General features: G+C 63.0%; 17 protein-coding genes and 1 pseudogene. 10 read left to right on the top strand and 8 right to left on the bottom strand.

Annotation, left to right across the window (positions count from 1 at the left end; translation table 11 throughout):
- Nucleotides 1–130: 130 nt before the first annotated feature.
- Nucleotides 131–1,006 carry a TIGR01459 family HAD-type hydrolase gene (locus L879_RS0106165; RefSeq protein ID WP_027315335.1) on the top strand — a complete coding sequence of 292 codons (876 nt, stop codon included), beginning with the start codon at nucleotides 131–133 and terminating at the stop codon, nucleotides 1,004–1,006.
- 331 nt (nucleotides 1,007–1,337) lie between these two features.
- Complete coding sequence (locus tag L879_RS0106160) at nucleotides 1,338–2,282, top strand: bifunctional riboflavin kinase/FAD synthetase (protein ID WP_027315334.1); 945 nt, start codon at nucleotides 1,338–1,340, stop codon at nucleotides 2,280–2,282.
- Between the two features lie 4 nt (nucleotides 2,283–2,286).
- Here L879_RS0106160 and L879_RS0106155 read toward each other — a convergent pair whose 3' ends face one another.
- Together L879_RS0106155 and msrB are read right to left on the bottom strand one after the other, a co-directional pair.
- On the bottom strand, nucleotides 2,287–3,462 hold the full coding sequence (locus tag L879_RS0106155; RefSeq protein WP_035458809.1) for a DUF3095 domain-containing protein: 1,176 nt from the start codon (nucleotides 3,460–3,462) through the stop codon (nucleotides 2,287–2,289).
- A gap of 13 nt (nucleotides 3,463–3,475) precedes the next feature.
- A complete protein-coding gene (gene msrB, locus L879_RS0106150) occupies nucleotides 3,476–3,979 on the bottom strand; it encodes a peptide-methionine (R)-S-oxide reductase MsrB (RefSeq protein ID WP_051435103.1) in 504 nt (167 codons plus the stop codon).
- Between the two features lie 289 nt (nucleotides 3,980–4,268).
- Between msrB and ileS the strand changes: the two genes are divergently transcribed.
- The 5 genes from ileS (at nucleotide 4,269) to L879_RS0106125 (ending at nucleotide 11,412) form a co-directional block, all read left to right on the top strand.
- A complete protein-coding gene (gene ileS, locus L879_RS0106145; protein ID WP_027315331.1) occupies nucleotides 4,269–7,217 on the top strand; it encodes an isoleucine--tRNA ligase in 2,949 nt (982 codons plus the stop codon).
- A 149-nt stretch (nucleotides 7,218–7,366) separates the two neighbouring features.
- Entirely contained in the window at nucleotides 7,367–7,837 is a 471-nt protein-coding gene (lspA, locus tag L879_RS0106140; protein ID WP_027315330.1) for a signal peptidase II, read from the top strand.
- An 86-nt stretch (nucleotides 7,838–7,923) separates the two neighbouring features.
- Nucleotides 7,924–8,562 (top strand): hypothetical protein, encoded by a 639-nt coding sequence (locus L879_RS22640; protein ID WP_051435102.1) that lies wholly within the window; start codon nucleotides 7,924–7,926, stop codon nucleotides 8,560–8,562.
- A 213-nt stretch (nucleotides 8,563–8,775) separates the two neighbouring features.
- Nucleotides 8,776–10,107: a M16 family metallopeptidase gene (locus L879_RS0106130; protein ID WP_027315329.1), complete on the top strand. Its 1,332-nt coding sequence runs from the start codon at nucleotides 8,776–8,778 to the stop codon at nucleotides 10,105–10,107.
- A gap of 27 nt (nucleotides 10,108–10,134) precedes the next feature.
- Nucleotides 10,135–11,412: a M16 family metallopeptidase gene (locus L879_RS0106125; RefSeq protein ID WP_027315328.1), complete on the top strand. Its 1,278-nt coding sequence runs from the start codon at nucleotides 10,135–10,137 to the stop codon at nucleotides 11,410–11,412.
- 44 nt (nucleotides 11,413–11,456) lie between these two features.
- Here the strand turns inward: L879_RS0106125 and L879_RS22635 are convergent, their stop codons facing one another.
- A complete protein-coding gene (locus L879_RS22635; protein ID WP_161634638.1) occupies nucleotides 11,457–13,919 on the bottom strand; it encodes a cadherin domain-containing protein in 2,463 nt (820 codons plus the stop codon).
- A gap of 103 nt (nucleotides 13,920–14,022) precedes the next feature.
- Nucleotides 14,023–15,876 carry a M10 family metallopeptidase C-terminal domain-containing protein gene (locus L879_RS23135; RefSeq protein WP_084020750.1) on the bottom strand — a complete coding sequence of 618 codons (1,854 nt, stop codon included), beginning with the start codon at nucleotides 15,874–15,876 and terminating at the stop codon, nucleotides 14,023–14,025.
- A 110-nt stretch (nucleotides 15,877–15,986) separates the two neighbouring features.
- On the opposite strand from L879_RS23135, the pseudogene L879_RS24650 reads away from it, so the two are divergent.
- Together L879_RS24650 and L879_RS24645 are read left to right on the top strand one after the other, a co-directional pair.
- Nucleotides 15,987–16,901 (top strand): annotated as a pseudogene (locus L879_RS24650) (phosphoglucose isomerase-related protein); the annotation flags it as partial.
- A gap of 192 nt (nucleotides 16,902–17,093) precedes the next feature.
- On the top strand, nucleotides 17,094–17,384 hold the full coding sequence (locus tag L879_RS24645) for a phosphoglucose isomerase-related protein (RefSeq protein WP_438268097.1): 291 nt from the start codon (nucleotides 17,094–17,096) through the stop codon (nucleotides 17,382–17,384).
- 92 nt (nucleotides 17,385–17,476) lie between these two features.
- Here L879_RS24645 and L879_RS0106105 read toward each other — a convergent pair whose 3' ends face one another.
- Nucleotides 17,477–19,069, bottom strand: coding sequence for an isocitrate lyase (locus tag L879_RS0106105; RefSeq protein WP_027315326.1), 1,593 nt, complete (start codon nucleotides 19,067–19,069; stop codon nucleotides 17,477–17,479).
- A 469-nt stretch (nucleotides 19,070–19,538) separates the two neighbouring features.
- On the opposite strand from L879_RS0106105, the gene mutL reads away from it, so the two are divergent.
- Complete coding sequence (gene mutL / locus L879_RS0106100) at nucleotides 19,539–21,392, top strand: DNA mismatch repair endonuclease MutL (RefSeq protein ID WP_027315325.1); 1,854 nt, start codon at nucleotides 19,539–19,541, stop codon at nucleotides 21,390–21,392.
- Nucleotides 21,393–21,437: 45 nt separating this feature from the next.
- Here the strand turns inward: mutL and L879_RS22630 are convergent, their stop codons facing one another.
- The 3 genes from L879_RS22630 to L879_RS0106085 form a co-directional block, all read right to left on the bottom strand.
- Nucleotides 21,438–21,836, bottom strand: a complete 399-nt coding sequence (locus L879_RS22630; protein WP_161634637.1) for a PilZ domain-containing protein — start codon at nucleotides 21,834–21,836, stop codon at nucleotides 21,438–21,440.
- 168 nt (nucleotides 21,837–22,004) lie between these two features.
- Nucleotides 22,005–23,048: an L-glyceraldehyde 3-phosphate reductase gene (gene mgrA / locus L879_RS0106090; protein ID WP_027315324.1), complete on the bottom strand. Its 1,044-nt coding sequence runs from the start codon at nucleotides 23,046–23,048 to the stop codon at nucleotides 22,005–22,007.
- Nucleotides 23,049–23,151: 103 nt separating this feature from the next.
- Nucleotides 23,152–24,192, bottom strand: a complete 1,041-nt coding sequence (locus L879_RS0106085) for a zinc-dependent alcohol dehydrogenase family protein (protein WP_027315323.1) — start codon at nucleotides 24,190–24,192, stop codon at nucleotides 23,152–23,154.
- Nucleotides 24,193–24,299: the final 107 nt, after the last annotated feature.

Below are 24,299 nucleotides of genomic sequence, written 5' to 3'. Positions count from 1 at the left end.
GAAACGGTTCCGCTTTCAGGATCGATCCGAGGCCCATCATCTTGACTTGCCCATCGTTTGGCGCGGAAAACCGGACCCGCTTTTCCCTGACGCGGTCCTTCGGGTCCGCGCAATGCGCTAGTGAGACCCCATGACCGCCTTGTCCCGCCCCCTTCACGTCGAAGGGCTGCAATCTCTCGCCGACCGTTACGACCTCATTTTCTGCGATGTCTGGGGCGTGCTGCACAACGGGGTCAAAGCCTATGAGGCGGCAAGCGACGCGCTGACCCGGTTTCGCGACAAGGGCGGCCGGGTGGTTCTCGTCTCCAATGCGCCGCGCCCCGGCTCCGCGGTGGGCGCGCAGCTCGACGGGTTCGGCGTGCCCCGCACGGCCTACGACGCCGTCGTGACCTCCGGCGACCTGACCCGGCTCGCCATCGAGGAGCGCATCGACAGGATCGTCCATCACATCGGGCCGCCCCGCGACATGCCGATCTATAACGGCCTCGATGTCCGCTTCGGCTCCGTCGAGGAGGCCGATTACGTAGTCTGCTCCGGCTTCGACAACGACGAGGAGGAGACGGTGGAGGATTACCGCCCGCAGCTCGAGGCCATGCGTCGGCGGAACCTTACGATGGTCTGCGCCAATCCCGATCTCATCGTCGAGCGCGGCCACATGATCCTGCCCTGCGCGGGCACCATCGCGCTCGCTTATGAGGAGATGGGCGGCGAGGTCTTCTATGCCGGAAAGCCCCATCGCCCGGTCTACGAGCGGGCTCTCGCCGTGGGAAGCGGCCTCGCGGGCCGCGCTATCGCGAAGGAGCGGGTGCTCGCCGTCGGCGACGCGATCCGCACGGACATCGCGGGCGCCGTGGCCTTCGGCATCGACTCCCTGATGATCGCCCGCGGCATCCATGCGAAGGAGCTGGGGCTGCACGAGGGGGATCTCGTCTCGGACCATGTGCAGGATTGGGTCGACCGGCAGCCGGTTCGGCCGACGTCGTTCACGGAGGTCCTGTCCTGGTAGTCGGTCAAGGAGCCTTGTAAGGCGGCCTTGCGCCCTCGCAGCGCTGCTGCGCTGAATTCCAGGCCCCGCCAGAATCGAGGCAGGAATCGGCGCGTCCCGATTCCGTGAAGTTTCCCCATATGAAGAGAAGAGCCCCTGTAAGGCCAAGCGTTGCCAGGACGGCTGCGAGGGCTCTCAGCATAGATCACCGGTCGGTTCGCCAAACGATGCGCAACGATGTACGCCTGCCGCTCGCTGGTGTCGAGGCGAACGGGCTTGACCCATCGGGTGCTTTTCGACAGGGTCGCGCCGCACCGGTCCTTCCGATCATGAGTTTCGAGGTTCTCTCCTGATGCCCACCCCGTTCGCGATCTGCCGCGATGGCGAGCCCGTGCCCGAGAGCCTTAAGGGAGCCGTCGCTGCCATCGGCAATTTCGACGGGGTGCATCGCGGTCACCAGTACCTCTTGAAGATGGCCCTGGACTCCGAGCGGCCCGCCGCGGCCGTCACCTTCGAGCCGCATCCGCGCACCTTCTTCCAGCCCGACCGGCCGCTATTCCGCCTGACGCCCGAGCCCGTGAAGCTTGCGATCCTCGCGCGTCTCGGCCTCGCGGGCGTTTTCCAGAGGCGCTTCGACGCCTCGCTCGCCGCGCTGACGGCTGAGGGCTTCGTCGATCTCCTGGCGCATGAGCTGCAGCTGTCGGGCGTGGTGATCGGCCACGATTTTCATTTCGGGCGCGGGCGCGAGGGCAACCCGGCGCGGATGGCGGAGCTTTGCCGCGCGCGCGGCCTCGCGTGCCGCGTGGCGCCTGCCGTCGTCGAGGGAACGGAGCCGGTCTCTTCCAGCGCCATCCGGGCCGCCCTGGAGGCGGGCGATGTTGCCACCGCCAACAGGCTCTTAGGGTATCGCTGGTTCGTCCGCGCCGAGGTGCGGCATGGCGAGAAGCGCGGACGGGTGCTGGGTTATCCCACAGCCAATATGCGTCTGCCCGACGATTGCCGCCTCCGGCACGGCATCTATGCCGTTCGCGCCTCGGTGGAGGGCAAACCGGTCGACGGCGTCGCCAGCTTCGGCCGCCGCCCGACCTTCGACAACGGCGCGCCGCTTCTCGAAACGCATCTCTTCGATTTCGCGGGCGATCTCTACGGCCGGGTTCTCGATGTGGAATTCATCGGCTGGATCCGTGGCGAGGAGCGCTTCGACGGGATCGAGCCCCTGATCGCCCAGATGCACCGGGATTCCGCCGAGGCGAAGCGGATGCTCGCTGCGGACGCGACCGTTTCGATGATCGCGTAGGCGGTCAAGGCGCAGGCTTCAGGGCTCGCGCCGCCATGGCGTAGCCGCCCATGGCCCCGTCGACGAAATGAACATGGTCGCTGCGGCTGGGCGCGGGCACGAAACAGGTCATCAGGGCCGCGTCCTGCCGGTGAAGGCCATAGCGGGCAAGGCCCTCCTTCTCGGCCGGTCCGAGCAGCGCCTCCAAGCGGTCGGCAAGGGCCGGCGAGCAGTCCAGGGTCATCCGCAACCCGTCGTCGAACTTGCGAAAATCCGTGTTCTCGACGAGCTGGCGCCGGTAGCGCTGGGGATCGAAGCCGCCGATGCGCAAGCCGAGCCGCAGGATGAGATAGGCGGCGAGCCGCCATGCCGCCATCCTGGCATAGCCCAGAAATCCCGGTCCGGGAGGCTTCGACATGGCCAGGATCTCGGTCCGGAAATTCCTGAAGGGGTTTCCGAGCCTGGGACCGCCTTCCGGCACTGGCCGCCGGGCCTCCGACCGGTCCTCCGCGAGGGCAAGCACCTGCGCCACGAGGGCGCCGAACACGGCCGGGTCCGCCTTGGGACCGGGCAGCAGGATGAGGGAGAGGATGAGGCCGCGCTCGGGGATGATTTCCTCGAAGCTGCAGGACAGGCCGCTGAGATTCGGGACCGTGCCGGGCGGGCCCGGAGGAATGGCGAAGGCGCCTTCCTTCAGCCGCTGCTCGGCATAGGCCATGCCCCCGCCGGAGAACATGGCATAGGTGACATCGGGCGAGGCGGCGAACCGGGCGACGCGGACGTCATAGCCCTCGGCGCGGATCGCCGAAACCGGCATGAGGGCGATGCGAAGCTCCAAGCCGAAGGAGTCCCGCACCCAGGCGGCGACGGCCGCCAGCGCCTCCCGGGCCAGGGGCTCCTGTTCAGCCGGGACGGCGAAGCTTGCGCCATCTCCCCCGAAGACGAAGGGAAAGTTGCTGTGTGCAAGCTTGTTGGCGACGGCTGCGATGACGGCCGCCGCCGCGGTGTTGACGTCCTTGTAGCGTCCCGCCTCGATGGCCGCGGTGGAGCGCACGATATCGGCGAGGCCCAGCACCCAGCCTTCCGGCAAAGGCGTGTAGAGGCCGGTCTCCGTCAGCCGTGAGAAGCGGTCGATGACAGGCAGGCTCGGGTAGAAATCGCCGCCCGCCCGTTTCGTCGTTCTCGGCACGCCCTCTGCCATGGGCTGTCTCCGATCAGCCTGCGACCTCGCCTTCAGGCGCGCCCCGCCCCAGTTCGTCCGGCAACGGATCGCCCTCGGCCACGAAGCGCATGGAGACCGAGTTCATGCAATAGCGCTCGCCCGTCGGGGGAGGGCCGTCCGGGAACACATGGCCGAGATGGCCCTCGCAACGGGCGCAGCGGATCTCCGTGCGGATCATGCCGTAGCTCGTGTCGCGCACGAAGGCGATGTGGGAACGGTCGATCGGGTCGAAGAAGCTCGGCCAGCCGGTGCCGGATTCGAACTTGGCGCCCGACTTGAACAGGGGCAGGCCGCAGAGGCGGCAGCAATAGGTCCCCTTGTCTTTGGCCTCGTTGAAGACGCCGCAGAAGGGCCGTTCCGTCCCGTGATCGAGGAGCACCCGGCGCTCCTCGTCGTCGAGATTGGCGACCAGGGTGCGGAATTGCTCGGGGCTGGGGGGCGTCAGATCGAAGCCCGCGCGGGAGTGCCGTCCGGCCGTAGAGGTCGTGTCTGCCATGGTTCATCCTTCCTGCCCATCGTTGATCGGTCGTCCCAGGGCTGGGTTTATGCTCTTAAATAGGGAGCGGGGCCCTGAAACACCACGCTTTATTATCCGGCCCGGCGCTGCTACAAGGCTCGGCATGCCCATGGTATCTCAGGCTCTGCTCTCGGCCCGCATCATCGCGGCGCGAATTATCGGCCCGGCTTTCGCATGATCTGCGAAGGTCCGGGATCCTAACCGTTCGCCCCTGAGACATCCCCGATGCGCCCGCCGACGACCGGGCCACACAGACCGATTGACCGTCATGACCGACAAGACGCAAAGCGCCGCTCGCGACTATTCCGAAACCCTGTTCCTGCCCCAGACCGAGTTTCCCATGCGGGCCGGCCTGCCCCAGAGGGAGCCGCTGCTGCTGCAGCGCTGGAACGAGATCGGGCTCTACCGGCGCCTGCGCGAGGTCCAGAAGGGGCGGCCCCGCTTCGTGCTGCATGACGGGCCTCCCTATGCCAACGGCAACATCCATATCGGCCACGCCCTCAACAAGATCCTGAAGGACATGGTGGTCCGCTCGCAGGGCATGCTGGGCTTCGATTCCAACTACGTGCCCGGCTGGGACTGCCACGGCCTGCCGATCGAATGGAAGATCGAGGAGGAATATCGCGCCAAGGGCAAGGACAAGGACGATGTGGACATCGTCGAGTTCCGCCGCGAGTGCCGCGCCTTCGCCGAGAAGTGGATCGACATCCAGCGCGAGGAGTTCAAGCGCCTCGGCGTCGAGGGCGACTGGACGAACCCGTACCAGACCATGTCCTACGACGCGGAAGCGCAGATCGCCCGCGAGATCATGAAATTCGCGGTGAGCGAGCAGCTTTACCGCGGCTCGAAGCCGGTCATGTGGTCCTCCGTCGAGAAGACCGCGCTCGCCGAGGCCGAGGTCGAGTATCACGAGAAGACCTCCACCACGATCTGGGTGAAGTTCAGGATCACCAACACCCTCGACGGCGATCTCGACGGCGCGTCCGTGGTCATCTGGACGACCACGCCCTGGACGATCCCCGCCAACCGCGCCATCGCCTATGGCGAGAACATCGCCTACGGCCTCTACACGGTCACGGAAGCCGCCGACTATAATTGGGCGAAGGTGGGCGACCGCCTGATCCTCGCCGACAAGCTCGCGGCCGACGTGTTCGCCGCCGCGCGCGTCGCCGGTTACGAGCGCGTGAAGGACGTGCTGCCGGTGATGATCGAGCGCTGCGCGCATCCGTTCCGCGGGCTCGACGGCGCGAACGGCTATTGGGATTTCGCGGTGCCGATGCTGCCTGCCGACTACGTCACCGACGATGCGGGCACAGGCTTCGTGCACACGGCCCCGGGACACGGCGCGGACGACTACAACACTTACGTCAAGCACCGCGACGTGTTCGCCGCCTGCGGCACCCGGGAAGTGCCGCACACGGTTTCGCCGGACTCGTCCTACTTCCCCGACGTGCCGTTCTTCGCGGGCGAGCGCATCTACGACGACAAGGGCAAGGATGCGGGTGCGAACGAAGCGGTCATCAAGAAGCTCGTGGAGGTCGGCGCGCTGATCGCGCGCGGGCGCCTCAAGCACCAGTATCCCCATTCCTGGCGCTCGAAGGGTCCGCTGATCTTCCGCAACACGCCGCAATGGTTCATCTCCATGGACAAGCCGCTCGACGGTCACGGGGATACGCTCCGTCAGCGCGCGCTCCATGCGATCAAGACCGTGGAATGGGTGCCCGAATCCGGCGAAAACCGCATCACCGGCATGATCGAGAACCGACCCGATTGGGTCGTGTCGCGCCAGCGCGCCTGGGGCGTGCCGATCGCCGTCTTCGTGAAGAAGGGCACCAACGAGATCCTCAAGGACGAGCGCGTCAACGAGGCCATCGCGGCGGCCTTCGAGAAGGAGGGCGCCGATGCGTGGTATGCCGATGACGGTGCGCGTTTCCTGACGCCCTTCGGCTACGACCTGAACGATTTCGAGAAGATCAACGACATCCTCGACGTGTGGTTCGACTCCGGCAGCACCCATGGCTTCGCGCTCGAGAAGCGCGAGGACCTGAAGGTGAAGCGCAAGGTCGACGGCGGACCCGATCAGGTCATGTATCTCGAAGGCTCGGACCAGCATCGCGGCTGGTTCCATTCCTCGCTGCTGGAGAGCTGCGGCACGCGCGGCCGCGCGCCCTACGACATCGTTCTGACCCATGGCTTCGTCCTCGACGAGAAGGGGCAGAAGATGTCGAAGTCCCTCGGCAACGTGGTGGCGCCGCAGAAGGTGATCCAGGATTCGGGCGCCGACATCCTGCGCCTGTGGGTGGCCGCTTCCGACTACGCGGACGATCTGCGCATCGGCCCGGAGATCCTGAAGACCTTCGTGGAGACCTACCGCAAGCTGCGCAACACGATCCGCTGGATGCTCGGCTCGCTCGCGCATTTCAACGAGGCGGACAAGGTCGCGCCCGCGGACATGCCGGAGCTGGAGCGTTTCGTGCTGCATCGCCTTGCCGAGCTCGACGGCGAGATGCGAGAAGCCTACCGCAGCTTCGACTACAAGCGCGTTGTGGCGCTTCTCAACTCCTTCATGACCACGGACCTGTCGGCGTTCTACTTCGACATCCGCAAGGATGCGCTCTATTGCGACCCGCTTTCCAGCAAGGTCCGCAAGAGCGCGCTCACCGTGATCGACCAGACTTTCCGCTGCGTGGCGACCTGGATCGCGCCGATCCTCGCCTTCACGGCGGAAGAGGCCTGGCTCGCCCGTTATCCGGAAGCCCAATCGGTGCATCTGGAAACCTTCCCCGATGTGCCGGCGGAATGGCGCGACGACGCGCTCGCCGAACGCTGGGCGAGGGTGCGCCGCGTCCGCCGCGTCGTTACCGGCGCGCTGGAGATCGAGCGCGCGCAGAAGCGCATCGGCGCGAGCCTGGAGGCTGCGCCCGTCGTCCACATCGCCGACGAGAGCCTGTTCAAGGCCGTTCAGGGACTCGATCTCGCCGAGATATGCATCACCTCCGGCATCGAGGTCCTGCAGGGTGAGGGTCCAACGCAGGCTTTCCGCCTCGACGACGTGAAGGGCGTGGCCGTCGTTCCGGCTCTCGCCGAGGGTCGCAAATGCGCCCGGTCGTGGAAGGTCTCGCCGGAGGTCGGCACCGATCCCGACTACCCGGACGTGACGCCCCGTGACGCGGCGGCCCTGCGCGAGTGGGACAAGCTGAGGGCGGCAGCCGAATGAGCAGGATCGACGAGCCGGGCGCGCCCTCGAACGAGGCGCCCGCGCCCCCGCCGCAGGGCTCGCAGCGCCCCCGCGCCGCAAGCCGCCCGCGCACTTCGAAGGGCGCGTCCCGCAGCCATGCCGCGCAGAAAGGCCTGTCGGCGGCGGCGATGCTCGGCTTCTCCATCGCTCTGATCACCTTCGTGCTCGATCAGGCCACGAAGCTCTACACCTTCTACATCTACGATCTGCCCGTGAAGGAGCCGGTGGAGCTGGCTCCCTTCGTCAATCTCATCGTGGTCTGGAACCGGGGGATCTCCTACGGCCTGTTCCAGCAGAGCACGGAACTCGGCCGCTGGGGGCTGATCGTCATTTCGATCCTGGCCGCCATCGGCCTGTCTTTCTGGATCCGCCGGACCACGGCCAAGCTCCTGGCGGCGTCCCTCGGATTGATCGTGGGCGGTGCTGTCGGAAATGTGATTGATCGCCTCTGGTTCGGCGCTGTCTTCGATTTCATCCAGTTCCACATCGGATCGTGGTCCTGGTATGTGTTCAACGTGGCGGATGCCGCCATCGTTGCGGGGGTGGTCGGTTTGCTTTATGACTCCTTCGTCCTGGAGGGACGGCGGGCAAGGAAATGATATCCTGAAGCGCCCAGCTGCCATATGTTCGCCCGATTGAGCGATCAGGCCTTCCGGCCACAACGAGAAACCAATGGTGGGTTGCCATGAAGGGAATGAAAATCATCGGGCCGATGGGGGCCCTGGCGCTTCTGGTCGCCGCTTCCGGCGCTTCGGCGCAGGAGGGTGAGGCCGTGAAGAGCCTCCTCGGCAGCATCGGCATCATTCCCAAGGAAAAGCCTCCCATCGTCTATAACGAGCGGGCTCCCCTCGTTCTGCCGCCCAAGATGGACCTGCCGGCTCCCGCGCCGGGCGGCGGCGCCGAGGCCCGCAACGGCAACTGGCCCAAGGATCCCGACGTGGCGGCCCGCCGCAAGGAAGCCAGCGAGGCCCGCACGCCCTATACCAGCTCGGAGTTCTACAAGAACTCGGAGGCGAAGCCTCTCTCCATCGAGGAGATGCGCGCCGGCCGCAATCCGAACAACTACGTCAAGAACGTTCCAGCCCCCACGGGTCGGGAAAAGGACAAGAGCATCATGACCCCCGACGAGCTGCGCGCCTTCTCGTCGGAGAAGGAGGCGAAGCTTCAGGGCGACCGCCTGGAGCGCCGCTATCTCAGCGATCCTCCGGGCGACCTCCTCAAGGCCCAGGGCAATGCCCCGCTCAAGGCATCGGCCGATCCGGTGCCGATGGGCGATCCCGACAGCCCGCAGGCCTATCTGCGCCAGCAGCAGAGCAGGCAGTAAGACCGGTCTTTTCCTTCTTCTTCAGGCGAACGGGTTTCCCCCGCTTCGCCTGAAAACGTTATGGGGGCTGGAAAGGCCAAGCTGGCTCCTCCTCCGGCGAGGATTATGCCGCATAGGAAAGTTACCCGGCCTCGCTTGCGTACCCTCCCGAATTGATTATTCCCGTAGAATCGATCCTGCGAAACGATCTGATGTCGCCAAGGTTGAAACGTCATGGACACTGCTTCAAAGCCTCTTCCTCGCACTGAATCCGCCTCTTTCGGGCGGACGGAGGGCAGCGGTCCGAATCTGTCCTCCTTCACGCTCGACAACGGCCTCGACGTGGTCGTCATCCCGGATCGCCGCGTTCCTGTCGTCACCCACATGATGTGGTACCGCAACGGTTCGGCAGACGACCCGATCGGCCAGTCGGGCATCGCGCATTTTCTCGAGCACCTGATGTTCAAGGGCACCGAGAAGCACCCGGCGGGCGAGTTCTCGAAGGTGGTGTCCGGTCTCGGCGGGCAGGAGAACGCCTTCACCTCCTTCGACTACACGGCTTACTTCCAGCGCGTCGCCCGCGAGCACCTCAAGACCATGATGGAGTTCGAGGCGGACCGCATGACGAACCTCCTGCTGGAGGAAAGCGTCATCGGTCCGGAGCGCGACGTGGTGCTTGAAGAACGCCGCATGCGCGTCGAGACGGATCCCTCCGCCCAGCTCTCGGAAGCCATGGCCGCCTCGCTCTTCGTGCACCATCCCTACGGCATTCCGATCATCGGCTGGATGCACGAGATCGAGACGCTCAACCGCGAGCATGCGCTCGACTATTACCGCCGCTTCTACACGCCCGAGAACGGCATTCTCGTGGTCGCCGGGGACGTCACGGAGGACGAGGTGCGCCGTCTCGCCGACGCCACCTATGGCCGCATCGCGCCGCGGGGCCAGCGTCCGGTGCGGTTGCGCCCGCGCGAACCGGAGCCCGTGGCTGCCCGGCACATCATGGTGGCCGATCCCAAGGTGGAGCAGCCCACCATGCAGCGGCTCTATCTCGTGCCCTCCTGCCGCACGGCGGCGCAGCGCGACTGCTATTCCCTCGAGCTGCTGGCCGAAGTGATCGGCGGCGGGCCGACCTCGTATCTCTACCGCAAGCTCGTGATGGAGCGCGGCATCGCCGTGAATGCGGGCGCCTGGTACATGTCCTCCGCCATGGAGGACACCCGTTTCTGCGTCTATGCGGTTCCGGCGGAAGGCGTCTCGCTCCAGGCTCTCGAAGAGGCGGTCGATCAGGTGCTAAAGGCGATCCCGTCCGAGGCGCTGGATCCGGATGCCATCGAGCGCGCCAAGACCCGCCTTGTGGCGGAAACCATCTATTCCACCGACAGCCAATCCTCCCTCGCCCGCATCTACGGTTCGGCCCTCGCCATCGGCGAGACCATCGAGGAGGTGCGCCGCTGGCCTATCGAGATCGAGAGCGTTCTCAAGGACGATCTTGCCTCTGCCGCCGAGCGCTATCTCATCCCCCGCCGTTCCGTGACGGGCTATCTGCAGAAGTCGGCGTCCTGAGCCGCCTGCGACAAACCTGAGGTTCCCATGACAGCTTCTGTCGAAACCCTGTCCTCGTCACCGACCCAGGTGAAGGCGCTGACCTCCGACGGCGGCGTCGAGGCCTGGCATGTCGAATCCGATGTCGTGCCGCTGATCGCCGTTTCCTTCATCTTCGAGGGCGGCTCGGCGCACGATCCGGCGGACAAGCCCGGCGTGGCGCAGATGCTCGCCCGCCTGCTCGACGAAGGCGCGGGCGCCTACGATTCCGATGCGTTTCAGGAGCGTCTCGCGGCGCGCGCCATCGAGCTTTCTTTCAACGCCGGCAACGATGCGCTCGGCGGCTCCCTCAAGACGCTCGTCAAGCATGCGGACGAGGCCTTCGAGCTGCTGCGCCTCGCCCTTGCCGAGCCGCGCTTCGATCAGGATGCCATCGAGCGCGTGCGCGCGCAGACGATCGCAGGCCTGAAGTACCAGCAGAACGATCCGGGCGTGATGGCGACGCGCCGCTTCTTCGAGGAAGGTTTCGCGGGCCATCCTTACGGCCGTGCAACCTCCGGCACGCCGGAGAGCGTAGCTGCGATCACGCGGGACGATCTCGTGGCGATGCATCGGGCGATCATCGCCCGGGGCCGCGTCAAGATCGCAGTCGTCGGCGCCATCGGCGGCGACAATCTTTCTGGCCTGCTCGACAAGGTGTTCGGCTCCCTGCCCGAAGCCGCGCCGCTGAGTGTCATCGAACCGGCGACGCTGCAGAAGATGGGCTCGCGCATCGTGGTCGATCTCGACGTGCCGCAATCGGTCATCCGCTTCGGCATGAACGGTATCGCCTGGCGCGACCCGGGCTTCGTTCCTGCCTATGTGCTCAACCACATCCTCGGCGGCGGCGCCTTCACCTCGCGTCTCTTCCAGGAAGTGCGCGAGAAGCGCGGCCTTGCCTACAGCGTCGGCACCTCTCTCGTGAGCTACCGCTCCGCCGCCATGACCTGGGGCTACACGGCCACCAAGAACGAGCGCGTGGTCGAGGCTCTCGACGTGATCTCCGACGAGATGGCGAAGCTGACGAGCGAAGGCCCGACGGACGAGGAGCTGCAGAAGGCGAAGGATTACCTCATCGGCTCCTACGCGCTCGGCTTCGACACCTCGACGAAGATCGCCCATACCCTGGCGCAGATCGCCTTCGAGGGCCTGGGCATCGACTATATCGGCCGCCGCAACGCGCTCGTCGGCGCCGTCAGCCAGGCCGACATCCGCAAGGCCGGCGAGGCCATCTTCGGCGACGGCCGGATGCTCACCGTGATCGCGGGACGGCCGACCGGGGTGTGAGCGATTGCGATGGCTGGGAAGGGGCGTCGAGCCCCTTCCGTAAGTCAGATGACGAAGAAGTCATTGGCATTCAAGAACTTTACATGGCTCTTGCTGACGCTTCCTATTTGGATAGAAGCAATGCTGCCGGTGCCATCTTGATCATAAAGGATTGCGCCCGACTTCTTCACGATAATGAAGTCATTCTTGTCCTTGGCCGTGTCATAGGCAAAGTATCCGCTTTTGAGCTTAGCGGGTTTCTTCTCCGAGCCCGTCTTTCCAAGGACCTTGAAGATATGATTATCCAACCAAATCATGTCACCGTAGTAGAAATCCTTGATTTTGTTGAGATTGCGTTTGGCATCGAGTTTCGCATCAAAGACAAAAATGTCCTTGCCGCTTCCGCCCCATAATTGATCTATGCCGGTTCCGCCGATTATGCGATCCTTTCCTGCTTGACCAAAGAGTCGATCATTGCCACCGGCTCCGATAAGGGTGTCATTCCCTTGAGTTCCATAGAACAAGTCCGGTCCTTGTCCGCCAATTCTTAACGTTCCATCAGGCTGTATGGGAGGTTCTACGCCACCGCCTTCGGTCACAAGGATCGTGAAAGCTTGTTCAAAACGATTTCCTTCGGCATCGCTTGCTCGGAAGTAGATCTGATGCGAGGCCTGGCTGTCCAGTGGCTTGGCGAGATAGACCTTACCGTTCTCGTAGCGGAATACACCGTACCCATCATGAGTCATTTCAATGGTAGCGAGGTCGTTATCCGGGTCAAAAGCCTGAATCTCACCTAACAGCGTGCCAACCGGAGTATTCCTGGCCATGGTTTCAAATGAAACTTCAATTGCAGTAGGTGCTCGGCCTTCGCGCACATTCATAACGTCGATTGTCAGATCGACACTTATCTTAAGGTTTCCAGGATCTACCCCTTCAACGGTAATTTTGTGATGCTTCTGATTTTCATAATCAAGCGCCTTTGCAAGGATTAACTGGCCATCCTCAATCTTAAAGTAGCCGCCCGGATTTGACGTGAGCCTGTATTCAAGTTGGTCTTCGTCAGGATCGGCAGCAATCAGATCTGCGACTGCGGTGCCTACAGCCAAGTCTTCACTGGCATTAGACCGAGAAAGTGAGATTCCAGTAGGAGCGTGATTAGGGCCAAGGCTAAGTACCTGGTCAGAAAATCGAATGTACTTGATGCTGACAAGCGTGTCCTCGCCGTCTCTATCGAGAACAGTATCTGCGACAGTTATCGTGCCGTCAGCATTCTCGGTAACCTTGTATTCGGAGCGACGGCCGGTAAAGATCGCTATATCCGCTCCGCTGCCGCCATAAAGGAAATCGTCTCCGCTTCCTCCTTCGAGCTCATCGCTGCCATCTTGTCCATAGAGGCGATTGGCGATCTGGTTGCCTTGGATGATGTCGTGTCCCGATCCACCTTTGGCGTTCTCGATCAGCGAGCGAAGGTCGTTATTGTACAGCAACGCATTGTAGACATTTCCACGAGCGTACCAAACCTCCGGATCCGGGAAGTAGCCAAGCCTTGCTCGCTGCTCTTGACTAAAGGTTGAGTATCCACCGGGAGTAAGATTGAGCTTGAGATTGCTGGCGTAGTTCGACAGATCATAGGTATCGATGCCACCACCATCCCAGATGGTCTGAAAAATCAAATTTTTGATGTAGCTTCCCGATCTGTCCGTCGCGCCTTCACGGCCCTGCGAAATGCCATCCACAAAAGCTTCACCGGTCGTTGGGCTCCAGGTATAGACATTGTCGCTGCTGCGGAAATCGTAATTGGCGCCATACATCTGCTGCAGTGCGGCAATATCCAGCATCATGTAAGTTTGCGGATAAGCATATGAGAATGCTTCAGGTCCCGCAGTCGGTCCGATCGAGGGTGGGTAGTAGGGAGCCTTCGAGTAGGACATCAGAGTGTATTCGTAGAAGTCCCGATCAAAGGGAACGGTGACATCCTCCTTTTCATGCAGGTCAAAGCTGTGCTTCAGCCCAAGCGCATGGCCAAACTCGTGCAGCATGATCATATTGCCATAACTGCCGTTCACAGGTGTTATGTAGTCGTCGTAGCTTTGTCCTAACCAAACGTCACCTTCTCGCACGCCAAACTTGCTGCCCGGGTAATAGGCCCAAGCAGTTTCTGGCTGTGATGACGTCGCTATGAGCATGTGAGTGTCTGTCGTAGCGACGCTATCTTTCACAAGTTTTATGTTCGTGAACCCCATGATGGGCGTCAACGTCATAGCGTGAGCATCGCCTGAGCGAACGCCAGTTAGGAATGCATCAAATGTTTGCGCGGTAAAAGCCGAGACAGGAATGAAATCGTGATTGAATTCTTGATCTCCCGGACTGCTCTCATAAGAAGGATCATAGGGAGCAACGGTTGTTGGAAAGCCGTAGTGAATGGTTATGCCTGTGGGCCACCTGTAGCCTGACATCACACCGTCGATGTAAGCGTTACCGGTTCTTGTCGCGTCATAAACGCCAACGATCGGATTCGCTGTGGCCAACGTCGATCCGAAGTAATGTGGCGTCCATGCGTCCTCCGCATTGAAGCCTGACGCCTTCAGCTCGCAAATAACACACACGATATTTCTCCAATAAGCTGAGTCATCAGACGATGAGGAAGTGGTCGTATTTCAGAGCAAGATTTTTCTTGAGCTGGGCGAATTCCACAGGCTTTGACTTAGTCCCGGAACCGTCAGCATCGTAGAAGAGCACACCGGTTTTTCTGTTGTAGATCAGGTAGTCATTCTTATCCTTGGCTTTGGAGCCAACAGTGAATAATGACTCTTTGAGTGTGCCGCCTGCCGCACCGAGTTTCTTGAAAACAGCGTTGTCGAGCCAAATCTCGTCCTGTTTCAATGCAAAGTCAGCAATCGTGTCGAAGTTTACCTGCCGGTCGGTTTCGTTCGTCCCAAGCTCGGTGCTAAAGATGAAGGCGTCCTTGCCTGATCCGCCAACCAAACGGTCGCTGCCTTCAAGGCCATTTATTTTGTCGTCGCCGCCACTGCCATAGAGCTTGTCACGCCCCCTTCCTCCAAGAACGACATTCGCGTCTGGCTTAGTGGCGATCGGCAGCGCAGGCTGTACCGACGGAATAAGCGCTACGGTTTGGTCGTTGAATTTGGCTAGGTCGATGTTAACGAGAACATCTTCGCCATCGCCATTGGTGCGGGTATCGGTGACTACAAAGCTGCCTTCGGCAACTTGGGTGATGGTGTAACTGGCTTTGGCGCCGCTGAAGATGGCGATGTCGCTGCCGACTCCGCCGTCGAGCACGTCGTTGCCTGCACCGCCTGTGAAAGTATCCTTACCCTCACCGCCCCACAATTGGTTGGCGGCAAGGTTGCCAATGAGAATGTCGTTACCGGAGCCGCCTTTTGCGTTCTCGATTAGTGAGCGCGGATCACTGTTGAACAACAATGCGTTGTAAACATTTCCTCGCGCATACCAATTTTCGTCATGGACATCTCGGCCGAGATACATCCGCTGCCCTTCGCTGAAGGTGGAGTACTCTCCTGGGGCAAGGTTGACTTTGAGATCGGTGGAGTAGCTGGACAGATCGTAGGTATCGATGCCACCGCCATCCCAGATTGTCTGTAGGATCTTATTTGCTTTCTCGTGGTCCGTCAGACCGTCTCCGAGCACCCCATTCAGCACTCCATCAACATAAACGGCACCTGTCGTTGGGCTCCATCTGTAAACGGTATCAGTGTCACGAAAATTGTAGTTGGCGCCGTACATCTGCTGAAGCGCAGCGATATCCAGCATCATGTAAGTTTGAGGATAATAATAATTGAGATTTTGGATTTCTGGTGAATTACCAAAGAGGCCGGATTTTATCGGCCTAGATTCAGGCAACTCTACGATAGGACCACTATTGTAGGTCATGATCGTGTATTCTTGAAAATCCTTGTCGTCTGGAATATCCATATATCCAGCATTTAGGCCTAGGGCTTTCCCAAGAGCCCACACATGTGTGTAATAGCCCCAGGATCCATTCACAGGATTTTGTAGCTTAAACGCTGCCCCATAAGCGCCTGTATTGCCAATCCAGACATCGCCATCGGCGCCGCTTCTATCTGCGTGCTCGCCAGGAAGGAGACCAGTTGCATAGGGAGCAAGCGATGACATTCCGAAACGCATATCCGTATGCGTTGTCGACGGATCCGTTTGGGCGAAAGTCAGGTTTGTGAAACCTGAAACAGGTGTCAGGATCATTGAGGTCTCGGCTAATGATCGCTGACCAGTCAGGAGGCCTTGATACGCTGCTGTAGATAAAGAGGACAGCGGCTGGAAGTGATATAGCGGGAAGCCATAGTAGTAGTTATTTAAATTTTCATAAGCCGCTACGGATTGAGCAAAGCCGTAGGTCACGGGCCCTCCATCCCATTTCCATCCCGACAGCAGAGGGTCAATATACAAATTGCCGGTCTTGGAAGCGTCTCTGATACCTGTCGCCATCTATGAGTCCACTTATAATTATGTAACTATATATTATATAATTTTTTTGGTTCATCAGCAATCCAGGCCGCTCGGCTAAAAGTGACGCAGCTCTTTATCTGGAGAGGGTTATGGGCCCTAGCCCTCCCGAGGGCGACGCTCTAAAGTTCGCTTTTCCTATCTTGAATGAGACCGAGTCGGAGTATCCCCTCATGGCCCTGCAGCAATCGATCGAACTTGCCCTCGAATCCAGAATCGGGGAAGGCGGTCTGCCGCAGGCGGCACTGGACGAGGCGCTTGCGAAGGTGGGCGAGGCCATGAAGCGGCTTGCGGATGACGATGCGTCAGGCCGGCTGCCCCTGCTTCACATGCCCCGCACGACGGACGACCTGGCCAGCATCCGCGAGGCGGCCGCCTTCCTGCGGGACGATGCCACCGACGTGGTGTTCCTCGGCACGGGCGGGTCGAGCCTGGGCGGGCAGACGCTGGCGCAGCTGCGGGATTACGCGGTGCCGGGCGCCGGACGCTTCACCGAAAGCCCGCGCGTCCATTTCCTCGACAATCTCGATCCGATCACCTTCGACCGCATTCTTCACAAGCTCCCGCTCTCCGCGACCAAGTTCGTCGCGATTTCGAAATCCGGCGGCACGGGCGAGACGCTGATGCAGACCATCGCCGTGCTCACGGCCCTGGAGCGCGCGGGCCTGCGCTCCCATCCCAACGACCTGTTCCTCGGCCTGTCGGAGCCGCGCAGGGATGGCGGCCGCAACGCCCTTCGCGACCTTCTCGAACCCGAGGGCGTGCGCTTCCTCGATCATCATACGGGCATCGGCGGGCGCTATTCCGTGCTCACCAATGTGGGCCTTCTGCCGGCGGCGGTGCTCGGCCTCGACATCGCGGCCATTCGCGACGGAGCGGCCGACGCCTACGCGCCGTTCCGCGCAGGCGCGGCGGCCAAGGATGCTCCGGCCGCGCTCGGCGCGGCGCTCAACGTCGCCATGGCGAAGGCAGGCAAGGGCATTACGGTTGCCATGGCCTATGCGGACAGGCTCGAACGCTTCACCCGCTGGTGGGTGCAGCTCTGGGCCGAGAGTGTGGGCAAGAACGGGCACGGCACGCAGCCCGTGGCCGCCATCGGCCCGGTGGATCAGCACAGCCAGCTCCAGCTCTATCTTGCAGGCCCCAACGACAAGCTCTTCACGGTGCTGACCACGGATGTGGCGGGCAAAGGGCCGCTCATGGACGAGAAGCTCGCCAGGCGCGCGGGCGAGCCGGGCTTCGGCGGCAAGCATATCGGCGATCTCGTCGCCGCGCAGGGCCGCGCGACCGCCGACACGCTGGCCAGGAACGGCCGCCCGACGCGGCAGATCCACATCGAGAAGCTCGACGAGCGCGCCGTGGGCGCGCTGCTCATGCACTTCATGCTGGAGACCATCCTCGCCGGTTATGCGATGGGTGTCGATCCGTTCGACCAGCCGGCGGTGGAGGAGGGCAAGATCCTCGCCAAGCAGTATCTCGCGCAAGGCTGAGACTTCTAAAAGCAAAGCGGCTCGCGGTCCGAAGTCCGCGAGCCGCTCCATGACGGATCGGGCGAGGCGTTTGAGCCTCGCCCGCTGATGTCTCAAGCCGCAAACTGATTCATGGTGTTGTGCACGCCGCCGGCCTTGAGGGCGGCTTCGCCTGCGAAGTATTCCTTGTGGTCGTCGCCGATGTCGGAGCCAGCCATGTTCTGGTGCTTCACGCAGGCGATGCCCTGGCGGATCTCCTGGCGCTGCACGTTGCGCACATAGCCCAGCATGCCCTGCTCGCCGAAATACTCCTTCGCGAGGTTGTCGGTGGAGAGCGCCGCCGTGTGATAGGTCGGCAGCGTGATGAGGTGGTGGAAGATTCCCGCGCGCTTGGCCCCGTCCGCCTGGAAGGTGCGGATGCGCTCGTCGGCCTCCTTCGCGAGATCCGTGTTGTCATAGTCCACGCTCATGAGCTTGGCGCGGTCGTATTGCGACACGTCCCTGCCAGCTTTCTGCCAGGCATCGTAGACCTGCTGGCGGAAGTTGAGGGTCCAGTTGAAGGACGGCGAGTTGTTGTAGACGAGCTTCGCGTTCGGAATGACCTCGCGGATGCGGTCCACCATGCCGGCGATCTGCTCCACATGCGGCTTCTCGGTCTCGATCCAGAGAAGATCCGCGCCGTGCTGGAGCGCCGTGATGCAGTCGAGCACGCAGCGATCCTCGCCCGTGCCGGGACGGAACTGGAACAGGTTGCTCGGCAGCCGCTTGGGACGCAGGAGCTTGCCATTGCGGTTGATCACCACGTCGCCGTTGCGGCAGGTCTCAGGCGTGATCTCCTCGCAGTCGAGGAAGCCGTTGTAGAGGTCGCCGATGTCGCCCGGCTCGCGGCTGAAGGCGATCTGCTTCGTGAGGCCTGCGCCGAGGGAATCCGTGCGCGCCACGATCAGCCCGTCATCGACGCCGAGCTCGAGGAAGGCGTAGCGCACGGCGCGGATCTTGGCGAGGAAGTCCTCGTGCGGAACGGTGACCTTGCCGTCCTGGTGGCCGCACTGCTTCTCGTCCGAGACCTGGTTCTCGATCTGGATGCAGCAGGCGCCCGCCTCGATCATCTTCTTGGCGAGCAGATAGGTGGCCTCCGCATTGCCGAAGCCCGCGTCGATGTCGGCGATTATCGGCACGATATGCGTCTGGTAATTGTCGATGGCCGAGAGGATCTCCCGTTCCTTCACCATGTTGCCGCTCTTGCGCGCGGCATCGAGATCGCGGAAGAGCATGCCGAGTTCGCGGGCGTCCGCCTGGCGCAGGAAGGTGTAGAGTTCCTCGATGAGCGCGGGAACGCTGGTCTTCTCGTGCATCGACTGGTCGGGCAGGGGGCCGAATTCCGAGCGCAGGGCGGCGACCATCCAGCCCGAGAGGTAAAGGTAGCGGCGCTTGGTGGAGCCGAAGTGCTTCTTGATCGCGATCATCTTCTGCTGGCCGATGAAGCCGTGCCAGCAGCCCAGGGACTGGGTGTAGAGCGAGGGGTCGGCGTCATAGGCCGCCATGTCCTCGCGCATGATCCGGGCCGTGTAGCGCGCGATGTCGAGGCCCGTCTTGAACTGGTTCTGAAGGCGCATCCGGGCGACGGATTCGGGGTCGATGCCGTTCCAGGTGTTCTGCCTTTCGATGAGCGTCTGAGCCTGCGCGATGTGATTTTGGTAAGCCACGTTCGTATTCCTCGTTCTGGGAAGGTTGAACGAGGAACTAGCGGCTCCGTTCGGGGCGGAGAAGGCGCGTTAAGGTCCAGGTGTCAAGCTTTACAAAAGGGCTGAAGTCAATTTGTAAATCATTGACAAATCGCTCTCCTTTTCTCGACGGCGCCAAGGCCTTGATCTTGCTGGGAAAACCTTGAGGCGGGTTATGTGTGCGGCTTAATCCTTTGATCCTTATGGATGTTGCTTTAGCCTAAAGGCGAAGCGTCTCTGAGGGTGCGGGCCGGAGAAAGCTCTTTCCAAGGCGTGACAAGACAGGTGTCACTGTTTTTACAAAACGATCCGATCCGAGGCCCGCAGCTTGTTGGGCCATGAGCTTCCCCGGAAGGCCAAACGGGCAGGGGAATAACGTCGCGCGTTCTGGTTTCCCCGGCCTCGAGCGCCTATCTTGCCTCCATCCGATTCTGAAAGCCTCGAAGGCCTTATGCCCGTCCGCCGTCTCGATCCCATTCTTGTCGACCGCATCGCCGCCGGCGAGGTGGTGGAGCGCCCGGCTGCGGCCGTGAAGGAGCTGGTCGAGAACGCGGTCGATGCGGGGGCGACCTCCATCGAGATCGCCCTGGAGGCGGGCGGCCGCCGCCTGATCCGCATCGTGGACGACGGCAGGGGCATGACGCCCGAGGATCTGGAGCTGGCCGTGGAGCGCCACGCCACCTCGAAGCTGCCGGACGGCGACCTCTTCGCCATCAACACTCTCGGCTTCCGTGGCGAGGCGCTGCCTTCCATCGGCGCGGTGGCGCGCCTGTCCATCGTCACGCGCACGGCGGAGGCCGAGACCGGCTCGTCCATCGTGGTGGAGGCCGGCGTGAAGGGGCCCGTGCGGCCCGCGCCCGCATCCAAGGGCACCCGTGTCGAGGTGACCGATCTCTTCGCCGCCACGCCCGCGCGCCTGAAGTTTCTGAAGAGCGACCGTTCCGAGGCGCAGGCCGTGGCGGAGATCGTCAAGCGGCTCGCCATCGCGCATCCCACCATCCGGTTCACGCTCTCGGGCGAGCACATCACGTCCTTCACCTACCCGCCGGAGGAGCCGGGCGAGCACGGCTTCCTGCGTCGCCTGTCGCGGGTGCTGGGAGCGGAGTTCCACGAGAACGCCATGTCCATCGGCGTCGAGCGCGAGGGCGTGCGGCTCACGGGCTTCGCGAGCCTTCCGACCTATCACCGCGGCACGGGCGCCGCGGTTCATTTCGTGGTCAACGGGCGGCCCGTGCGCGACAAGCTGCTCCTCGGGGCCGTGCGCGGCGCCTATGCGGATGTGATGGCCTCCGACCGCCATCCGGTCCTCGCCATCATGATCGAACTCGACCCGCGTGCCGTGGACGTGAACGTGCATCCGGCCAAAACGGAAGTGCGTTTTCGCGATCCGGCCTTCGTGCGCGGCTTCGTGGTGGCGGCGCTGAAGGAGGCGATCACCCGCCATGCCTTCCGCGCCTCTTCGACCGGGGGCACGCGCACGCTGGAGAGCCTGCGTCCCCAGGGCGCGCCTCTGCCCATGCGCTCCGCCTATCCGCATCGCCCCCACGCGATCAGGCCCACGAGCGCCTTCGCGAACTGGCAGGCCCCCCTCGACAAGCCGGAACAATCCGTCATTCCGGCTTCAGGCCTTGCGGAAAGGCAGGCGAGCCTGCCCGAATTTGCTGCGCCTTTCGCCGACAGCCGCGCGACGCTCGCCGATGTCGAGCCCGAAGCGGAGGGGGCTCCGCTCGGCGCCGCCCGCGCGCAGCTCCACGGCACCTATATCGTCGCGCAGACGCAGGACGGCATCGTCATCGTCGACCAGCACGCGGCGCATGAGCGCCTCGTCTACGAGCGCCTGAAGCGCGAGCGCGCCTCGTCCGGCATCGCGCGGCAATTGCTGCTGATTCCCGAGGTGGTCGATCTCGATCCCGTGGACGCCGACCGGGTGCTGGCGGAGGCTCCGGCGCTGGAAGATCTCGGCCTCGTGGTCGAGCCCTTCGGACACGGCGCGCTGCTGGTGCGCGAGGTGCCCTCGGCGCTCGCGGGCGGGCGCATCAAGGCGCTGGTGCAGGACGTGGCCGATGCGCTCGCCGAATGGGGGCAGGGGGCTGCGAACCCGCTGGAGGAGCGGCTCGACGCCGTGCTCTCGCGCATGTCCTGCCATGGCTCCATCCGCGCCGGACGCCGCATGCGTCCGGAGGAGATGAACGCCCTGTTGCGCGAGATGGAGGCGACGCCGCTCTCCGGCCAGTGCAATCACGGACGGCCGACCTATGTGGAGCTGAAGCTCAGCGACATCGAGCGCCTGTTCGGGCGGCGGTGATTCAGGCCTGCGCCATCGGGCGCTTCCGGTGAAACAATTCAGCCTTCAGGCGGCTTTGCTGTAGAGCTTGAGATCCTTACGCGCCGGAGCGGCGAGGTGGGCCGGCAGGACGGCCTGGTCCAGGAATTCCTCGAACGATGACGGTTGGGGCGCGTGCACGGAAGGCGGGGCTTCGGCATCGCTGAAAGCGACGCCTGCGAACCCGCCGTTGCGCCAGCAGATCCGCGCCTGGCGCACCTGAAGGTCATGGGCCGCGATGAACAGCGCGAAGCTTTCGGGCAGGTCCATCTGCGGGTTCACCGCGAGCCTGGCGCCGCCGGTCGAGATGTCCTTGACCATGCAGGAGATCATCGCATCGGGACCCAGCACGATCTTCGCCGGATGGTGCGTGCCGAAGCGCCTGGATTGCCGGCGGTTGTCGAAGGCGAACGTGCTGGAAGCCATGAAGGAAGCCCGGGTCAAATGGCCAATGAGGCTCGGCATTAACCATTTGTTAACCGTCTTCTCAATTACCTCTAAAGGATTATTAGCCTAAGGTATGAGGCGTCCTCGTCTCCAGAAACAGGCCGCATTCTTTGACGGCGAACAGACTCCATGTCGCCGAAGAATGCTTCAGCGTGAGGGTCCCTGCCGTTCCGCCGAGGCCGCCCAGATGTTCAGGTTGCCCTCGGTGGCGTAAAGGTCGATCTCGGCCAGCTCCTCGACCGTGAAGGACAGATTCTTGAGCGCGCCGACGCAATCTTTCACCTGCTCGGGGCGGCTGGCGCCGATGAGGGCGGAGGTGACGCGCCCGCCGCGCAGCACCCAGGCGAGTGCCATCTGCGCGAGGCTTTGCCCGCGCCGCTCGGCGATGGCGTTGAGGTTGCGGATGCGCGAGAGGTTCTCCTCGTTGAGGAATGTCGTGCGCAAGGACTTTCCCTGCGCCGCGCGGCTCTCCTCCGGAATGCCGGCCAGATATTTCCCCGTCAGCATGCCCTGCGCCAGCGGCGAGAAAACGATGGAGCCCATGCCGAACGCGTCGAGGGTGTCGAGCAGCCCGTCCTCCTCGATCCAGCGGTTGAGCATGGAATAGCTCGGCTGGTGGATGATGCAGGGTGTCTTCAGCTCGCGCAGAATGGCAAGCGCCTCGCAGGTGCGCTGGCTGTTGTAGGAGGAGAGGCCGACATAGAGCGCCTTGCCCTGCCGCACCGCCGAGTCGAGCGCCAGCATGGTTTCCTCCAGCGGCGTGTCCGGGTCGAAGCGATGGGAATAGAAGATATCGACATAGTCGAGCCCCATGCGCCTGAGGCTCTGGTCGAGGCTGGAGAGCAGGTACTTGCGGCTGCCCCATTCGCCATAGGGGCCGGGCCACATGCGATAGCCCGCCTTGGTGGAGATCACGAGTTCGTCACGCAGGGCGTGGAAGTCCTTGCGCAGGATCTCGCCGAACAGCGCTTCCGCCGAGCCCGGAGGAGGGCCGTAATTGTTGGCGAGGTCGAAATGGGTGATGCCGCAATCGAAGGCGGTGCGGCAGATCTCACGCGCCGTAGCAGTCGACTTGTCCTCGCCGAAATTGTGCCAGAGGCCGAGGGAGATGGCAGGGAGCTTCAACCCGCTGCGGCCGCAGCGGTTGTAGATCATGTCATCGTAACGGTTCCCGGCGGGCAGGTAGGCCATCGCACTCTCCAGAAAGACAATCGCGTCGGGATGTTACATAGCGCGCCGCGCGCCCGTTCAACAATGCCGGCCTCGTCGAAGGGAGCGGGAAAGGCCAGGGCCTTCAGAAGCGCGTGATGACGCTGATGCCCAGGCCCTCGAACCTGTCCATGGCCATGAGGGCGGCAGGGGCCTCGTCGAGGCCGATATGCTTGCCGACGAGCTTCTGGGGCGCGAGCTTGCCCGTGCGGATCATCGCCAGCATGTCCTGGTAGCGGAAGGCCTGCATGCCGTGGCTGCCGTAGACTTCAAGCTCATGCGCGATGATCTGCGCCATCGGCACCTGCGCGCGGGCATGGTCGCCGACCATGAGGCCGACCTGCACATGACGTCCGCGGCGGCGTAAGTTCGCGATCGAGTTGAAGCAGGTGGCGGGACTTCCCAGCGCGTCGATGGAGACATGCGCGCCGCCCCTGGTGATCTCCTTCACCGCGCCGACCACGTCGGCCTTGTCGCGCGCATTGACGGTCGCGACCGCACCCATGGTGCGGGCGAAGGCGAGCTTCTCCTCCGTCAGATCGACGGCGATCACATTCGCGCCCATGGCGGTTGCGATCATGATCGCCGACAGGCCGACGCCGCCGCAGCCGTGCACGGCCACCCATTCGCCGGGCTTCACGCGGCCCTGGTCGACGACGGCGCGGAACGACGTGACAAAGCGGCAGCCGAGGCTCGCGGCGGTGACGAAGTCGAGTTCCTCGGGCAAGGCGACGAGGTTCGTGTCCGCGTAATCCACGGCCACATATTCCGCAAACGAACCCCAGGCGGTGAAGCCCGGCTGGAACTGCTGCTCGCAGACCTGATGATTGCCGGAATGACATTCATGGCAATGCCCGCATCCACCCACGAACGGCACCGTGACGCGATCGCCCTTTTTCCAGCGTGTCACCTGCTTGCCTGTCGCGAGCACGGTGCCCGCCAGTTCATGCCCCGGCACATGCGGCAGAACGACATCCGGATCGTGGCCCATCCAGCCATGCCAGTCGCTCCGGCAAAGGCCCGTCGCCTCCACCTTGATCACGACGCCGTCCGGCGACGGCGACGGATCGGGGACGCTCTGCACGCGCGGCGGCTGACCGAACTGTTCGAAGAGAACTGCCTTCATGACGAGCCTTTCCTCAGCCGAAGAACGAAGAGGTGGGTATAGCCATGGCATGAAGGGAGAGCAATGAGAAGCGCAGACAGGTTGAGCTACGCCGTCTCCGATCCCGC

It is taken from the genome of Microvirga flocculans ATCC BAA-817 (assembly GCF_000518665.1).
Lineage (GTDB): Bacteria > Pseudomonadota > Alphaproteobacteria > Rhizobiales > Beijerinckiaceae > Microvirga > Microvirga flocculans.
Note: the sequence above shows the minus strand (reverse complement) of the source record. Positions and strands in the feature narration are given on the sequence as shown.